Annotated in this window: 16 protein-coding genes and 1 riboswitch; of the genes, 3 read left to right on the plus strand and 13 right to left on the minus strand. The window is 38.4% G+C overall.

Annotation, left to right across the window (positions count from 1 at the left end; all coding sequences use genetic code 11):
- Window positions 1–17 precede the first annotated feature (17 nt).
- The 3 genes from C9J29_RS00610 to C9J29_RS00620 form a co-directional block, all read right to left on the minus strand.
- Window positions 18–1058 (minus strand): FecCD family ABC transporter permease, encoded by a 1041-nt coding sequence (locus C9J29_RS00610; RefSeq protein WP_008174715.1) that lies wholly within the window; start codon window positions 1056–1058, stop codon window positions 18–20.
- Complete coding sequence (locus tag C9J29_RS00615; RefSeq protein ID WP_036124211.1) at window positions 1051–2067, minus strand: FecCD family ABC transporter permease; 1017 nt, start codon at window positions 2065–2067, stop codon at window positions 1051–1053. The genes C9J29_RS00610 and C9J29_RS00615 overlap by 8 nt, the downstream gene beginning before the upstream one ends.
- Before the next feature lie 112 nt (window positions 2068–2179).
- The gene (locus tag C9J29_RS00620; protein ID WP_107921495.1) at window positions 2180–3184 is read right to left on the minus strand and encodes an ABC transporter substrate-binding protein; all 1005 of its coding nucleotides are present in this window, start codon (window positions 3182–3184) and stop codon (window positions 2180–2182) included.
- A 457-nt stretch (window positions 3185–3641) separates the two neighbouring features.
- On the opposite strand from C9J29_RS00620, the gene C9J29_RS00625 reads away from it, so the two are divergent.
- Entirely contained in the window at window positions 3642–3953 is a 312-nt protein-coding gene (locus C9J29_RS00625) for a CotD family spore coat protein (RefSeq protein ID WP_025114030.1), read from the plus strand.
- 92 nt (window positions 3954–4045) lie between these two features.
- On the opposite strand, the gene glnA is transcribed toward C9J29_RS00625, so the two are convergent.
- The 3 genes from glnA to C9J29_RS00640 all read right to left on the minus strand — a co-directional run bounded on the left by glnA (window position 4046) and on the right by C9J29_RS00640 (window position 7220).
- On the minus strand, window positions 4046–5380 hold the full coding sequence (glnA, locus tag C9J29_RS00630) for a type I glutamate--ammonia ligase (protein ID WP_008174724.1): 1335 nt from the start codon (window positions 5378–5380) through the stop codon (window positions 4046–4048).
- A 54-nt stretch (window positions 5381–5434) separates the two neighbouring features.
- Window positions 5435–5812, minus strand: a complete 378-nt coding sequence (locus C9J29_RS00635) for a MerR family transcriptional regulator (RefSeq protein ID WP_008174727.1) — start codon at window positions 5810–5812, stop codon at window positions 5435–5437.
- A 157-nt stretch (window positions 5813–5969) separates the two neighbouring features.
- Window positions 5970–7220 carry a methionine gamma-lyase family protein gene (locus C9J29_RS00640; RefSeq protein WP_107921496.1) on the minus strand — a complete coding sequence of 417 codons (1251 nt, stop codon included), beginning with the start codon at window positions 7218–7220 and terminating at the stop codon, window positions 5970–5972.
- 339 nt (window positions 7221–7559) lie between these two features.
- Here C9J29_RS00640 and C9J29_RS00645 point away from each other — a divergent pair, with 339 nt between their 5' ends.
- A complete protein-coding gene (locus C9J29_RS00645) occupies window positions 7560–8165 on the plus strand; it encodes a trimeric intracellular cation channel family protein (RefSeq protein WP_043989801.1) in 606 nt (201 codons plus the stop codon).
- Between the two features lie 67 nt (window positions 8166–8232).
- Here the strand turns inward: C9J29_RS00645 and cobT are convergent, their stop codons facing one another.
- On the minus strand, window positions 8233–9288 hold the full coding sequence (gene cobT, locus C9J29_RS00650) for a nicotinate-nucleotide--dimethylbenzimidazole phosphoribosyltransferase (protein WP_043989802.1): 1056 nt from the start codon (window positions 9286–9288) through the stop codon (window positions 8233–8235).
- Window positions 9289–9382: 94 nt separating this feature from the next.
- Window positions 9383–9559: riboswitch (cobalamin riboswitch) on the minus strand.
- A 185-nt stretch (window positions 9560–9744) separates the two neighbouring features.
- The gene (locus tag C9J29_RS00655) at window positions 9745–10473 is read right to left on the minus strand and encodes a DMT family transporter (protein WP_237068722.1); all 729 of its coding nucleotides are present in this window, start codon (window positions 10471–10473) and stop codon (window positions 9745–9747) included.
- A 270-nt stretch (window positions 10474–10743) separates the two neighbouring features.
- On the opposite strand from C9J29_RS00655, the gene C9J29_RS00660 reads away from it, so the two are divergent.
- Window positions 10744–11139 carry a hypothetical protein gene (locus C9J29_RS00660; RefSeq protein WP_089985387.1) on the plus strand — a complete coding sequence of 132 codons (396 nt, stop codon included), beginning with the start codon at window positions 10744–10746 and terminating at the stop codon, window positions 11137–11139.
- 49 nt (window positions 11140–11188) lie between these two features.
- Here C9J29_RS00660 and C9J29_RS00665 read toward each other — a convergent pair whose 3' ends face one another.
- The 5 genes from C9J29_RS00665 to C9J29_RS00685 all read right to left on the minus strand — a co-directional run bounded on the left by C9J29_RS00665 (window position 11189) and on the right by C9J29_RS00685 (window position 15373).
- On the minus strand, window positions 11189–11491 hold the full coding sequence (locus C9J29_RS00665; RefSeq protein WP_025114024.1) for a rhodanese-like domain-containing protein: 303 nt from the start codon (window positions 11489–11491) through the stop codon (window positions 11189–11191).
- Window positions 11492–11588: 97 nt separating this feature from the next.
- Complete coding sequence (gene hfq / locus C9J29_RS00670; RefSeq protein ID WP_025114023.1) at window positions 11589–11819, minus strand: RNA chaperone Hfq; 231 nt, start codon at window positions 11817–11819, stop codon at window positions 11589–11591.
- Between the two features lie 97 nt (window positions 11820–11916).
- Window positions 11917–12819, minus strand: coding sequence for a tRNA (adenosine(37)-N6)-dimethylallyltransferase MiaA (gene miaA / locus C9J29_RS00675; RefSeq protein ID WP_107921497.1), 903 nt, complete (start codon window positions 12817–12819; stop codon window positions 11917–11919).
- Window positions 12806–13723 carry an alpha/beta fold hydrolase gene (locus C9J29_RS00680; RefSeq protein WP_107921498.1) on the minus strand — a complete coding sequence of 306 codons (918 nt, stop codon included), beginning with the start codon at window positions 13721–13723 and terminating at the stop codon, window positions 12806–12808. Before C9J29_RS00680 ends, miaA begins: the two co-directional genes overlap by 14 nt.
- A 3-nt stretch (window positions 13724–13726) precedes the next feature.
- A complete protein-coding gene (locus tag C9J29_RS00685; RefSeq protein WP_043990821.1) occupies window positions 13727–15373 on the minus strand; it encodes a glycerol-3-phosphate dehydrogenase/oxidase in 1647 nt (548 codons plus the stop codon).
- Between the last annotated feature and the right edge of the window lie 15 nt (window positions 15374–15388).

Consider the following 15388-nt stretch of genomic DNA (forward strand, 5'->3'; position numbering starts at 1 on the left):
TCATTTATCATTAGGCATTATTGATTGCGCGTTCTAAATAGTAAATAAATAAAGAATGGTGCTCCAATAGCAGCCGTAAAGACGCCTGTTGGTAAATCCTTTGGTAAAAAGGCTGTTCGTGCAACAATGTCAGCTACAATGACAATAATGCCACCAATTATAGCAGTAACGGGTATTAATCCTGCAAAAGAACGCCCTACAAGCAGTCTACTCATATGAGGGGCTACTAATCCAACAAAGGCAATTCCACCTGCAAAAGCAACCGCAGAACCAGCTAGCATGACACTAATGAGTAAAAAAAGCAAACGGTACACTTGAACCTTTACGCCCAGCCCTGTCGCAATGTCATCTCCTAATTCCTTCACATTGACTGTTCTCGCTAATACAAATGTTAAAGGTAATAAAAGAGCCACCCACGGTAAAAGCAAATAGACATCTGTCATATTCGCCCCATACAAGCTTCCAGTCAGCCATAGATAGGCCTTCGTAGTAGCAGCTACCTCGCTGATGACCAGTAACATGGTTACAACTGCCTTTGCTAATGCGGAAATCCCAATTCCAATAAGCACCATGCGAATAGGTGTGACACCTTTTCTCCATGATAGCAAGTAAATGATAAAGGAGATAATGGCCGCACCTGAAATGGCCGCTAATGGTAAAAATTGAATACCGACTGATCCCATAAAGTACACGATAAAAATAATTGCACCCATAGACGCTCCACTCGTTACACCAATAATATCTGGAGCAGCTAACGGATTGCGTATGATTCCTTGTAAAATTAAACCAGCAACTCCTAGCGCAGCACCAACTAATAAGGCCATCAATATACGTGGGAGCCTTAATGTATGTAAGACAAAATCATACTCTCCGTTCCCGTAGCCTAATAACTCCTTCACTACTATGAAAGGATGAATAAAATCGCTACCTGCAGATAAGCCAATAATCGTAATGATGACTAATAATAAGCTTAATAATAGTATAATCCAACAAGTTCTTTTGGCGATTTGAAAAGATATGCGATCGGATTTCATTCGAATCGTCCTATAATTAGACATTTTTTGCTAACCCCTTTCGTGCAATATAAATAAAGAAAGGAGCACCAATTAATGCAGTCATTACACCAATTGGCATTTCTAATGGCATAATTACGTATCTTGCTGCTATATCTGCAAGCAGCAGCAAGATAGCTCCTAATACCGCACTGTACGGTATAATCCAACGATAATCCATACCAACAAGATGAATCGCAATATGAGGGACAATTAAACCAATAAAGCCAATTGAACCTGCTACAGCAACTGAGCTACCTGCAAGAATAATAATGATGATACCAAGTGTGAGTTTCGTCAGCATCGTTCGTTGTCCTAAGCCTTTTGCAATATCATCGCCTGATTGTAAAATATTTATTGAACGACCCATACCTATTGCCACGACTGTGCCCCCTAAAATAAATGGTAGGACAGGTATGAGCATGTCAATGCTTCGACCGGATACTGACCCCGCTAACCAAAAGAGTACACTTTGTAAACCTTGCTCATCAATCACTAAAAGCCCCTGCGTAAACGAGACAAATAGAGCTGTAATCGCTGCACCAGCTAACACTATTTTAATCGGTGTTAAACCATCTCTCCCTAATGATCCAAGGAAAAACACCATAGCTCCCGCTGCACCAGCACCTAAAAAGGCAATCCACATATAACTCATTAAGGAATTAACAGAAAAAAGAGTAATGGCACTGACAATAAAAAATATTGCCCCTGCATTAATACCTAAAATATCAGGAGCTGCTAAAGGGTTTCTAGTTAATGCCCGCATTAATGCTCCCGAGATAGCAAGGCTTGCGCCAACTACTGTAGCGATCACAGCTCTTGTAAATCTAGATGTTCGAATAATGACATGCTCCTTATTAGCAGCATCATAATGAAAAATGGCATCATAGATTGACGAGAAGGGAATGGATGTTTGACCAATAGTTATGCTGAACATAAACGTCAGCAAAAGGATCAAACAACTGATGAACAACCCTATTTGTTTCATCGAGGTAGTAGAAAGAAAAATTCTCATTTTGCGCCAACTTTCTTGATCCACATTTTAACTTATGAGAAAAGTTGCAGGTTTTTATAGGTTAAACACTACAAGGAGAGGGCTGTCATTTAAACAGCCCTAATCACTTTCTCTATTTATCTAATTCAAATTTGTCATAAATATCATCTAGCATTAAATTAGCACTAATAAATCCACCAGCTAGATTCCAATTGATTTCATCTACTTGATAAACTTGATTTGCCTTCACAGCATCAAGCTCTTTCCATAGTGGATGATTTGTCCATTCTTCATAATTCTTTTTCACTGCCTCATCATTTTCCATGAACATATAAATGACATCGGCATTCATTTGCGTAATACTCTCTTTATCCGTTAGCTTGACGATCTCCAATGAGTCATCTGTTAAATTTTTAGGACCTTGGAAGCCAAGCTCCGACAATATAGACCCTGCATACCCAGTTACATAAATACGTGCATGGTCTGCTCTGAAATTGACAACCGAAACATGGAATGGCCATTTATCGCCAAGCTTCTCTTTAATTTTTGTTTGGAAATCAGCAACTCGCGTATCCCATTCTCCAAATAACTCTTTAACCTTTTCTTCTTGATTCATTGCTTGACCCATCATTTCAGCTGTACCTTTGAAATCAAATACCGTTTCATGAGCAACAGTTGGTGCAATTTGTGATAGCTGATCATAAATTTCCTCATGACGAACTTTCGATGCAATGATTAGATCTGGTTTAAGCTTTGCAATTTCTTCAAGATTTGGTTGTGTTTCTTGTCCAACAACCGCAACACCATCTAAATCTTTCTTCAAATAATTATAAAAAGGTGCTTCAGCCCAAGATTCTACTGCTCCTACTGGCTTAATGCCCATTGCTACTGCTACATCAGTAGCCCCTTGGTATAGAGTAACGATTTTTGTAGGTGTTCCTTCAATTGTCGTAGTGCCCATAGCGTGGGTAATTTCACGGCTAGAAGACTCGTTATTACCTTCTTCAGCTTTATCCGTTTCTTGTGAACTACTAGAGTTTGTTGCTTTATCTCCACATCCAACCATCAAGAGAGATACTATTGATAATAAAGCAAAAAGAATAAAAATATTTTTATTGCGTAGTGATAATTTCGACATACATTTCCTCCTAAGTTATAATCAATAACGATAATCATTATCAATTAAAGAGTATACTGTATGACTGTTTTATTGACAATATCTATTTTTTCAAAAAATATACTTTTTTATTAATTTTTTATGCTCATTTAGCTTCCAGCTCGATTATCTATAGTTTAGAAGCATTAGGTTTGTTGTTTATTTGTAAAAATTTCGACACAATCATGCCAAGATGTAGGGAATTATTATTTCAACATTAGGTCGATTCAACATCATTATGACAGCGGTAAAATGTGAAAAAAGCTTTTGGTAGTTCATTCTTTCACCTAATTTGTAGGCAAATCAACATTAGATTTTCTACCATTTCAGCGACTTGTTAGATTTACCTATTCAATAATAGGCAAATAAATAGTCCCTATTGACGTCTATCTCATATCTTAATAATGAACGACAACTTATCAAAACAGGAGGTTATAACATGTTTCAACGAAGACGCCATCCGGCAAAAGGTCCACACTGCTGTCCGCCACAAACAATGCCAATGCAATTTGATCCACCACAATTTTTACCACCCGAGCAATATGTCCGTACAAATTATATCCATACAGTTGTTCCACATGTACAACCAGCACATGTCACAACAGTGAATAAACATATGATTGATCATCAATACTATTTCCCATGCACAGAATCAGTTGTTAATGAATGCTGTGAAACACATACAATGTGCGGTATGCCACCTAACCCTTGTCATATGCCGCATCATCCCCATAAACATATGGGCTATTAATAGATAGTGAGGGGCGAGTAATGCCCCTTTATTATTTCAAACAAAACAAAAACCGAGTAGCCTCTCTCAGAGGTACTCGGTTTTATGCGTTATTAATACATTTTTAAATATTGATCGCGTTCCCATTGATGTACAGTTGTACGATACATATCGAACTCGATTTCTTTTGCTTCTTTAAAGTTAGCGTAAATATGCTCACCTAAAGCAGCTTGTGCTACTTGATCTTTAGCCAATAATGTTAAAGCATCATCAAGTGCCGCTGGTAGGTTTTCAATGCCATTTGCTTGGCGCTCTTCTTCTGACATCACGTAGATGTTGCGGTTAATAGCTGCTGGTGGCGTCAAGTTTTGACGAATACCTTCTAGACCTGCCTCTAAAATAACAGCCATTGCTAAATATGGGTTTGCAGAAGGGTCCACTGAACGAACTTCTACACGAGTTGAAAGGCCACGTGCTGAAGGAATACGAATAAGTGGTGAACGGTTTTGTGCTGACCATGCTACATAACATGGTGCTTCATAACCTGGTACTAGACGTTTATAAGAGTTAACTGTTGGATTTGTAACCGCTGTGAAACCTTGTACGTGTGCAAGGACACCAGCCATAAATTGCATAGCTGTACTAGATAGTCCTAATTCTGTAGATTCATCATAAAATGCATTTTCTTTACCTTTAAATAGCGACACGTTGAAGTGCATACCAGAACCTGCTTCACCAAATAATGGCTTTGGCATAAATGTAGCGTGTAGACCGTGTTTACGAGCGATTGTTTTCACTACTAATTTAAATGTTTGGATATTGTCACAAGCTGTAACAGCGTCCGCATATTTAAAGTCGATTTCATGTTGTCCAGGAGCAACCTCATGGTGAGAAGCTTCGATTTCAAAGCCCATTTCTTCTAGCTCTAATACGATATCACGACGGCAGTTTTCACCTAGATCTGTTGGAGCTAAGTCGAAGTAACCACCATGGTCATTTACTTCTAATGTTGGTTCGCCTTTTGCATCTAATTTGAATAAGAAGAATTCAGGCTCTGGCCCTAAATTGAAGCTTGAGAAGCCCATATCTTCCATTTTTTTAAGAATACGTTTTAGGTTGTTACGTGGGTCACCAGCAAACGGTTCGCCTTTCGCAGTATATACATCACAGATAAGACGTGCTACTTTCCCTTTTTCGGAAGTCCAAGGGAATACTACGAAAGTATCAAGATCAGGATATAAATACATATCTGATTCTTCGATTCGAACGAAGCCTTCAATAGATGAGCCATCAAACATCATTTTATTTTCCATTGCTTTGTCTAATTGACTTACAGGAATCTCAACGTTTTTGATTGTGCCAAGAATATCTGTAAATTGTAAACGAATAAAGCTTACGTTCTTTTCTTCGATGAGACGTTTAATGTCCTCTTTTGTGTATTTACCCACAGTTTTCCACACTCCTATAATTTGTCTAGCTTTTATGTTTACCCTACCCTATTTTTAATAGAATCGAGATAAATCCCCTCGTCGGATGGATGATTTTTGCATGCGCTGTGCTTGTCGCATTTCTTCGCGCATAATTTGACGTAATTCAGAATCACTTAAATCTTGTTCTTCAATTGTAGCAACAGGATCTTTCCTTTTAGCAAATATTTTTTTAATCTTCGCCATATTCATACCCTGTTCTAAGTAGTCTTTAATTTCAAGCAATGTGTCGACGTCATTTAATGAAAACATTCGACGGTTGCCTTCTGTTCGGTGCGGCTCAATTAAATGGTGTTCTTCATAATAACGAATTTGTCGTGCCGAGAGCTCAGTTAATTGCATTACAATACTCATTGATAATAACGGCATAGTTCGTCTAATTTCACGACTCATTTAAGTCCTCCTCCAATACCCGCTTATCATATAACGAAATTTTTTCACTGTCAACCAACCATGTTAGGTTTCCTAACATGGTTGGCACTATTTTTTTCAATCCGAGAGAAAATTGTAAAAAACTATTCAAATTTACGGTTTGTCCATTTCCTCCTCTCTATTTTTGAATAGCTTGTACCGCACTACAAATGGCAAATTTTACATGCTCATATGTTAGTCCACCCTGTATAAAGGCTGTAAAAGGCGGACGTATTGGACCATCTGCTGTAAGCTCTATGCTAGAGCCTTGAATAAATGTTCCCGCTGCCATAATGACATCATCTTCATAGCCTGGCATATAGGCTGGTTCTGGTGCGTAATGAGCATTAATTGGCGAGTTGGCTTGTATTTCCCTACAAAAGGCGATCATTTGCTGTGCGGTTTGGAAAGAAACCGATTGTATTAAATCTGTCCGATGTGCCTGGTAACTTGGAGATGTATTCATCCCGATTTCCTCCAGCATAGCAGCCGTAAAAATGGCACCCTTTAACGCTTGTGATACAACATGTGGAGCTAGGAAAAATCCTTGATAAAAATCACCTAATGTATTTAATGTCGCTCCTGCTTCTGCACCAATCCCTGGTGATGTCATCCGGTACGCACATTTCTCCACTAACTCTGCTCTGCCTGCAATATAGCCTCCAATTTTCGCTAATCCTCCACCAGGATTTTTAATGAGGGAGCCTGCCATTAAATCAGCACCAATCTCTGTAGGCTCTTGCTTTTCTACAAATTCACCATAGCAATTATCAACAAAAATAATGGCCTCCGGTGCTAACTCACGAATGTTTGCACACATATCAGCAATTTCTGCAATAGAAAAGGATGGACGTGTTGCATAGCCTTTTGATCGTTGAATGGCAATCATTTTCGTCTTTGCTGTTATGGCCCCTTTCACACCGGCCCAATCGATGGTTTGATTATCCAGTAAATCAACATGTGAATAACCGATTTGATAATCTTTCAGGGAACCTGTATCTTTGTCACCACCATCGACAATGGATTGTAACGTATCATATGGCTGACCAGAAATATACAGCAGCTCATCACCAGGACGTAGCACACCGAATAGACTAAGCGTAATTGCATGTGTCCCTGAAATAATCTGCGGTCGAACAATGGCAGCCTCAGCCCCAAACACCTCGGCATAGACACGCTCTAAATTATCGCGTCCCTCATCGTCATAGCCATAGCCATTGGATGGGTGTAAATGATAATCACTAACTTGATGTTTTCGAAATGCCGCTAGCACTTTTTGCTGGTTATAAAACGCCATCTCTTCCACCTTAGCATGAAAAGGTCTCACTCTCTCTTCTATTGTTGCCGCTAAAGATAGCGTCGATGCTGATAAATTAGATGTAAACGTCATTCTTTTTCTTCTCCATTTCACAATTGTCATGCATATCATTCCGTAAACTTGAATCTAAATGGACCTCGATTATGCTAGAATTCCCTAATCGTCTACTTGTAATGAACGCTTATAACAGATGTTTTTCTTTATTTCATTAACATCTTATCAATTTGTATAGGTACCTGTAAAACTTGCCTATTGTTTCTCAGCGAAATTTACGCTAAGCTAATGTGCGGACTTATTTCAAGAAGAGTATTTAATGATGGATTTTGGCTATTAAATTCATAGATTTTGTTACTTACAGGATCTTTCTGCTTTAGGAATGAGATTCATTTATTTATAGAAGGGGTGAAAGGGATGGCTTGGGAAGTTTTTAGTATTATTGGTACAATTGCCTTTGCTATTTCTGGGGCAATTATTGCAATGGAAGAGGAATACGATTTATTCGGTGTTTATATACTCGGTATCGTCACTGCTTTTGGTGGAGGGGCTATCCGAAATTTACTTATCGGGCTACCTGTCACAACATTATGGGGACAGGATATGATGTTTCAAATTGCACTTGCAGCAATTACCATATTTTTCATTTTCCCTCATCATTTGATTCAACACTGGCATCGTTGGGGCAATTTCACAGATGCAATTGGCTTATCAGCATTTGCTATTCAAGGCGCACTCTACGCTGTAAAGCTGGATATGCCGATTAGTGCTGTCATTGTAGCTGCGGTCTTAACAGGGTCAGGTGGTGGAATCGTGCGTGACTTATTAGCTAGACGAAAACCACTTGTTCTTCGTGACGAAGTCTATGGTGTTTGGGCTGCTCTCGCAGGGCTTGTTATTGGATTTGATATTTTTACAGGAGACATTTTCCTTTATATGTTATTTGCGGTAATTACAGCATTACGTATTCTTTCCTATATGATGAAATGGCGTTTACCTTTGCGAAGGTTGAATCGGGCATAGAGTCTATCATTGATTAAATAAGCGCAATTAGTTCCTTAACTATTTGCGCTTAATTGTTTTTCGGTAACTATTTAGCCAAAAGATTCATTGCTTCTTCCAGTGTCACCATATTTTTCATCATTGAGCAAGCAGCATCTAATAGAGGAAAGGCTAGTGCTGCACCGGAACCTTCTCCTAGCCGCATATTCATGTTTAGCATGGGTTCCACTCCTAGTAATTCAGCGGCAATTTTAGCCCCTGGCTCCTCCGATGCATGAGAAGGTATAATAAAGTCCTTGACTTTTGGTTCAATTTGATAAGCAATAAGCGCAGCAATAGTTGAAATAAATCCATCAATCACAACAGGTTTTCGGTAACTTGCGGCTGCAAGGATGATACCAGCCATAGCCCCAATCTCTAGCCCTCCAACTTTAGCTAGAACATCAATGATATCGTTAGGATTGGGCTTGTTGAGCGTAATTGCTTTTTCAATGACCTCTGCTTTATGAGCAATTCCTCCTTGACCAACACCTGCTCCAAACCCTGTTATTTCAATTGGGTCATAGCCAGTCAAAACAGCTAAAATCGCAGTACTCGGCGTTGTATTACCGATGCCCATCTCTCCTGTTCCAAGTAGATTGGCTCCTTTTATAATTTCATCTGTTGCCACACGAATCCCCACTTCAATAGATTGAATGGCCTCCTCTCTAGACATAGCAGGGCCTTGTGCCATGTTATCTGTACCATATTTTACTTTATGAACGATTACGCCCGCATTGAGTGGAAGATCATCCTTTACTCCAACATCTACCGTTACAACCTTCGTATTCGTCACACTTGCAATCGCACAAACACCCGTACCTCCTTTTGGAAAATTTAATGTTTGAAATAAAGTAACATCTTGTGGGTTCGTCGTCACACCTTCCTTACAAACTCCATGATCTGCTGCACAGACAATCATCACCTTTTGATCAATCACCGGATATAATTGTCCTGTAATCCCAGAAAGTTGCACAGCAATGGATTCTAATTTACCTAGGCTACCTGGCGGCTTACATAGAATATCTATTCGCTTCCTTGCTTGCTCCCTACTATTTTTATTAGCGCCTTGAATGTTTTGAATTGTGTCATGTAATAATTGCATTGTCATTTCTCCTCTCGTTCTTCATGAAGACAAAATAAAAAGCCTGTAGTTTATTGTCATGACAAATAAACTACAGACTTTTCCATCATCTATATCCTCTTAAAGCAAATAGGCAGGTCTCCTGGCTTAAGTTCAACATTTCATAGTACCTTCCCAGCAATGAGCTAGTGGTCTTCACTATTAAACTCCCTTTTACAGTGGCGGGTCCGCTAAAGCTTTTCACTTTATTCCCTATTCTCCCTTAATGGGCACCTAATGCTTGTATTAAACTACTTTTAATCTACGACAGCATATTTCTTCTGTCAATATTTAAATGCGATACTCGTATGCCTATTCTTTTTCTAGCTCGCTTAGCAATGTTGACCCTAATAATAGGACCGCTCCTATTATTTGTAGAAGCGTCATTTTTTCTCCAATAATCATCGTTGAAATGACTAATGATGTTAGTGGATCTATCTAGCTAAGTATGGCTATACTTTGCCCTTTCAGCTTTGACATGCCCCAAAAGAACAATAAAAATCCAACCCCTGCATGGACAATACCTAATGTCATTAATAATAGGACTGACTTAAAACTGAGTGTCATAACCTGAAACCCTGTTGTCCCAAGTATATAAAAACAAAGGAAAAAAGCTGCTAAAGATAGTTGAATAATTGTACTTTCCGGTTCTTTTAAGCCACATATACATTTATTTGTAAATGTTAGAGCTGTATAAAAGCATGCGGCGATAAGACCGTAGACAATGCCAATAAAATGTTTACTGTCTCCAGTGCCTTGACTTTGGACAATCAAAAATAGGCCAAAAATGGCCACACAGACATACAGTATTTTTCTGCTAACTAGCTTCTCTTTTAAGACTATTGGAGATAAACAGATTACTAGTACTGGTGCAAAATAATAGCTGAGTGCAGCATTAGCAATTGTTGTTTCTTTATAAGCCTGAAATAAGAAAATCCAATTCCCACATAAGGCAACACTAGAAAGTATTAATCTCCACTTATTTTTGAGAATACTTCTTTTCGTTAAACTTTCCTTTATATAAATAAAAATCACTATCAAAAAACAAGCACCAATCAAACTCATCCAAAAAGCGATTTCACTTGAAAACAAAGGGATATACTTGGCAAAAACACCAACTGCGCCAAAAATAATCATGGATAATACAAACGCTAATTTTCCGCTCATTACAATTCCTACTTTCTACGTATAAGCATTAACCTACACAGTAGAATCTATTGAAAATGAGCAAACTGTTATTGTATGCCTTGACAGTAGATTCTACTGTCAAGACATTGTTGGGGGTGCTATTGAACGAAACATACAAAATCCCTCCTTCACCGATATAATTGTAACATATTTCTGAAAATTATAGAGTACGATTTATAGATAAAGGGAAAAGGAATCGCTAATTACTTCATAGGTATGGATAAAATTTTCTTTTAAGGAGGAGTTAGAATGAATGCAAGAGAATTAAGAAACGCTATTGCAGAGACTTGTGAAAATTATGATAGTCATTACGCTCAGTTAGTGAAACCGATTAATCAGTTATTAATGAATGTTGATGCTTCCATCAGTGAAGAAACAGCGTATGTCATTATGGAAAATTTGAAATTATTTTATAATGGAGATAAATACATGGCGGAATGTCATTTCGATGAGAGTGAAAATTTCTTAAAGGATGGCATTGAGCTTTTACAAAAGGGAGATCTTGCGAATGGCGCTTTACAAATATACGGTGCTGGTTTAAATTTTGCCAGCTATGCTTCAAAGGTTCGCGGGCAAAAAAATGTGAACCCGTACAAGAACTTTGAAAAAAACTTTAGCCTTATCATGGACTCACTCCAAAAATAAACATATGAAAAAAGAAAGAGTATACACTCTTTCTTTTTTCATTATGTCATTATTTAAATTCTAATTCACCATCGTAAGCTAACATGCCGCCTTCTAGGTTTGTCACATCAAATCCTTGTGCCTCTAAATAAGAACAAGCATTAGCTGAACGACCACCAGCCTTACAAACGATAATATATGGCTTAGTTTCATCTAATTCCTCTAGACGTTCTGGGATTGTCCCAAGAGCAATATGCTGAGCACCAGGAATCATGCCATGTGCAACTTCATCCTCTTCACGTACATCAATAATATATAGGTCTTCATTTGCATCTAATAGTTCTAATAATTGTGTTGTTTCCATTGATTTCATCAAACTCGTCCTCCAAATATCTATTTCCTCTATCATTATAGCCTGTAGCAAAAAAAACAGCCAGTGTGGAGAACACACTAACTGTTTAACAATTTTTTTAAGCTTCTGTCTCTAAAAATTCTATTTGTTTAGCTGGAACGAATGTAGAAATGGCGTGCTTGTAAATTAGGTGCTGCTTATTTTCAGCATCCAATAATAAAACTGTAAAATTATCATATGATTTCACAGTCCCTTTTAACTGAAATCCGTTTAATAGAAATACAGTTACAAAAACACTGTTTTTACGTAGTTGGTTCAAGAACGTATCTTGCAAGTTGATTGATTTCATCAAATAGCCTCCCTACTAACTTTCTACCTCTTCATTCCTATAGTAGCACGTTCTACCAATTTATCAATTAGTAATTTTTAGAAATTTTTCTTTAATTTTATAATTGCTCATCTGTCATCACAAAATGGACATCCATTTTATTGCGGAAATAAGTAAGTTGCCTTTTCGCATAGCGGCGAGAGTTTTGTTTTAAGCTGTCAAGAGCGCCTTCTAGCGAACATTTACCATCTAAATAATCATATAATTCCTTATAACCAATGGCTTGTATAGACTGCACACCTCGGATATTTTGTTGCCATAGCCCACTGACCTCTTCTAAAAGCCCATTCTCCATCATCAAATCGACACGGCGGTTAATACGGTCATAAAGCACGTCTCGTGACATATTTTGACCTAGACCTAAGATCAAGTGATTATAGAGAGGCACTTCACCTCGATTTTGAGCTTCAGCTGCCTTCGATACACCGCTTAATTCTAGCATCTCTAATGCGCGAATGACACGACGTGTATTATTTGGATGAATGGCCTCTGCAGTTTGAGGGTCTAGTTGTTTTAATTTACCGTGCATGGCCTCAGGACCAAGCTTCGCTAATTCATCATAATAGGCTTGACGTGCTGCCTCATCCACTTTTTCATCAGTAAATTGAAAATCAAACAGAACAGCTTGTACATATAAGCCTGAGCCACCTACTATAATCGGTAGCTTATGACGAGCTTGTATGTCAGCAATTTTCGCTCTGACTAGCTTTTGATAATCGGCCACTGAAAATGATTCTGTCGGCTCCAGAAAACTTAATAAATGATGAGGGACTCCCTCCATCTCTTCTTCCGTAATTTTCGCCGTACCTATATCTAACCCTTTATAAACTTGCATGGAATCACCGTTAATGATCTCTCCATTATACTTTTTGGCAAGTTCAATACTTAATGCTGTTTTTCCAGAAGCAGTTGGTCCCACTATTGCTACAACCTCTGCCTGCTGTAATTTATTTTCTATCATATTTTTCTAACCACCGTAATAATAGTTGAAAGACTGCTTCTTGATTGTCTTCATTTAAAATTTCATGTCTCTTATCTTCAAATAAATAAACAGTGACATCCTCCACACCAGCAGTTGCTAATTGTTCTGCCACTGCGTACACGCCTAGTCCCTGTTCACCGACTGGATCTTGACTGCCACTTATCAAAAGTATTGGAAGATCCTTTCTTACTTTGGCAATCTCCTTTTTGCGATTCAATATTGAAAAGCCTGTAGTCAAATCTACAAAAAATTGATTGGTTGGAATAAAGCCACAATATGGATCATCTATATACTTTTGAACTTCTCCCTGTACGGAGCATAGCCAATCATAGGCAGTCTTCGGATTTGGAAACTGCTTATTAAAACTACCAAAACTTAATTGATTGAGGAGCCTGCTTTCTGTCTCTTTACCAAGACCTTTTGCTAAAGCCTTGGATACAATATTACCAATTGCATGTAAAGCTGTAACATTGCCAGTTCCACAGAGCACAACATTGTCTACCTGTCCCCCATACCGTTGGATATAGCGTCTCGTAATGAATGAGCCCATACTATGACCAAAAATAATGAGCGGTTTGTCAGCAACCTGTGCATGTAATTGAGTAATGACTTCATGTGCATCTTCTACAACACGTTCAAAGCCGTTATTTTCAGCAAAAAATCCTAAAGTTCCATTATAAGCAGCTGTTTCACCATGTCCACGATGATCGTGCATCGTCACTACATAGCCGGCATTTTGAAGCGTGTGAGCAAATGTTAAATAACGACCACTATGCTCTGCCATGCCGTGTAAAATATGGATATGTCCAATACATGTCCTTTTAGATTCTAGTGTTCGTGTGAATACAAAATGTCCATCCGACATTTGAATATAACGCTCCATCGCTTATTCCCCTTCTTTCACGAAAATAGTGGCATCCATGATGGCTTGATCTAATTCAGCCATATAAGCATTTCGTTGTTCCTCCGTATAATTCAAGTGTTGTTGCATCACTTGAAGCACTTGTTGCTTATAGAGCTTGACTGCTTCAATGTCAAAATATAGCATGCCAGTACGACGAATAAAGAAGTCACTTGGAGTATAGACCATTTCAGCTTCTAAGCCATATAATAGCATCGCATGTAAAGTAAGTGGCATTGTACTACCATGCTCATGTAAGTATTTTACACGATCAAATAAAGCATCCACATTCGTGCCATATTTTTGGACAAGTTGCTTGGCTTCATCATAATTTAAACCATACTGAACACCCTCTCGAGCTTTATAGGCAATATAATCTGGGAAATTGATGGCGTTAATACCCTTTGCTCCTGACAATGATAATTCTCGAGTGATGGATGCACTCGCATGCTTATAACGACGGGTTTTTACGATTTTATCTACAATCGATTCTGCCATTTGGCGGTAGCCTGTTAGCTTGCCACCTGCTATCGTCATTAAACCACTCGGAGCCGTCCAAATTTCATCTTTCCTTGAAATTTCTGAAGGATTCTTTCCTTTTTCATAAATTAATGGACGAACGCCTGCCCACGATGATTCAATTGTAGCTCTTGTAATATTGGCGGTAGGGAAAACTTTCTTTGCCGCCTCAACTAAATAGTCCACATCTTGCTGTGTTGCAACAGGATGTACTGGATTGCCCTCAAAGACAGTATCCGTTGTACCTACATAGGTTTTACCATCACGCGGGATTGCAAATGCCATACGTCCATCAGCAATATCGAAATAAACTGCTTGCTTTAATGGAAAATCTTTTTGATTCAGGACAATATGAACACCCTTCGTCAATCTTAATTGCTTATTATCAGCTACTTTATCCCTTTGTCGTACATCATCCACCCAAGGACCTGTAGCATTGACAATTTGAGCAGCATGTACATTCAACATGCGTCCTGTTAAATGATCTTCTACTTTAATTCCAACAAGCTTTTTCTTGTCGTAGATGAACTCCTTCATCTCCGCATAATTAAGACAAAGTGCCCCATATTCAACAGCTTTTTTTAATACTTCAATTGTAAGACGTGCATCATCTGTACGATATTCAACATAATAGCCTCCACCCACAAGTCCTTCTTGATTGAGTAAAGGTTCTAATGCTAATGTTTCTTGCACATTTAGCATCGTTCTACGTTCCTGTTTTTTGACACCTGCTAAACGGTCATAAACTCTTAAGGCTAGAGATGTTGTCATTGGGCTAAGGGAACCCTTTTTATATAAAGGCAAAAGCATTTTTTCTGGTGTTGTCACATGAACAGCATTGTCATAGACGATTTCACGTTCACGTCCCACCTCTGCTACAACTCCTACATCAAATTGCTTTAAATATCGTAGTCCACCATGGATGAGTTTAGTCGATCGACTCGATGTTCCAGCAGAGAAATCCTGCATGTCGATACATGCGACGGACAATCCCCTTGAGGCAGCATCCAAGGCAATACCTGCACCCGTAATGCCTCCACCAATGACTAAAACGTCAAAACTATAGTGCTCTAAATAATATAAAATTTTTGGACGATGCTCATATGAAAACATACCTTTTTCCCCCAA

Source organism: Lysinibacillus fusiformis (assembly GCF_003049525.1).
GTDB lineage: Bacteria > Bacillota > Bacilli > Bacillales_A > Planococcaceae > Lysinibacillus > Lysinibacillus fusiformis.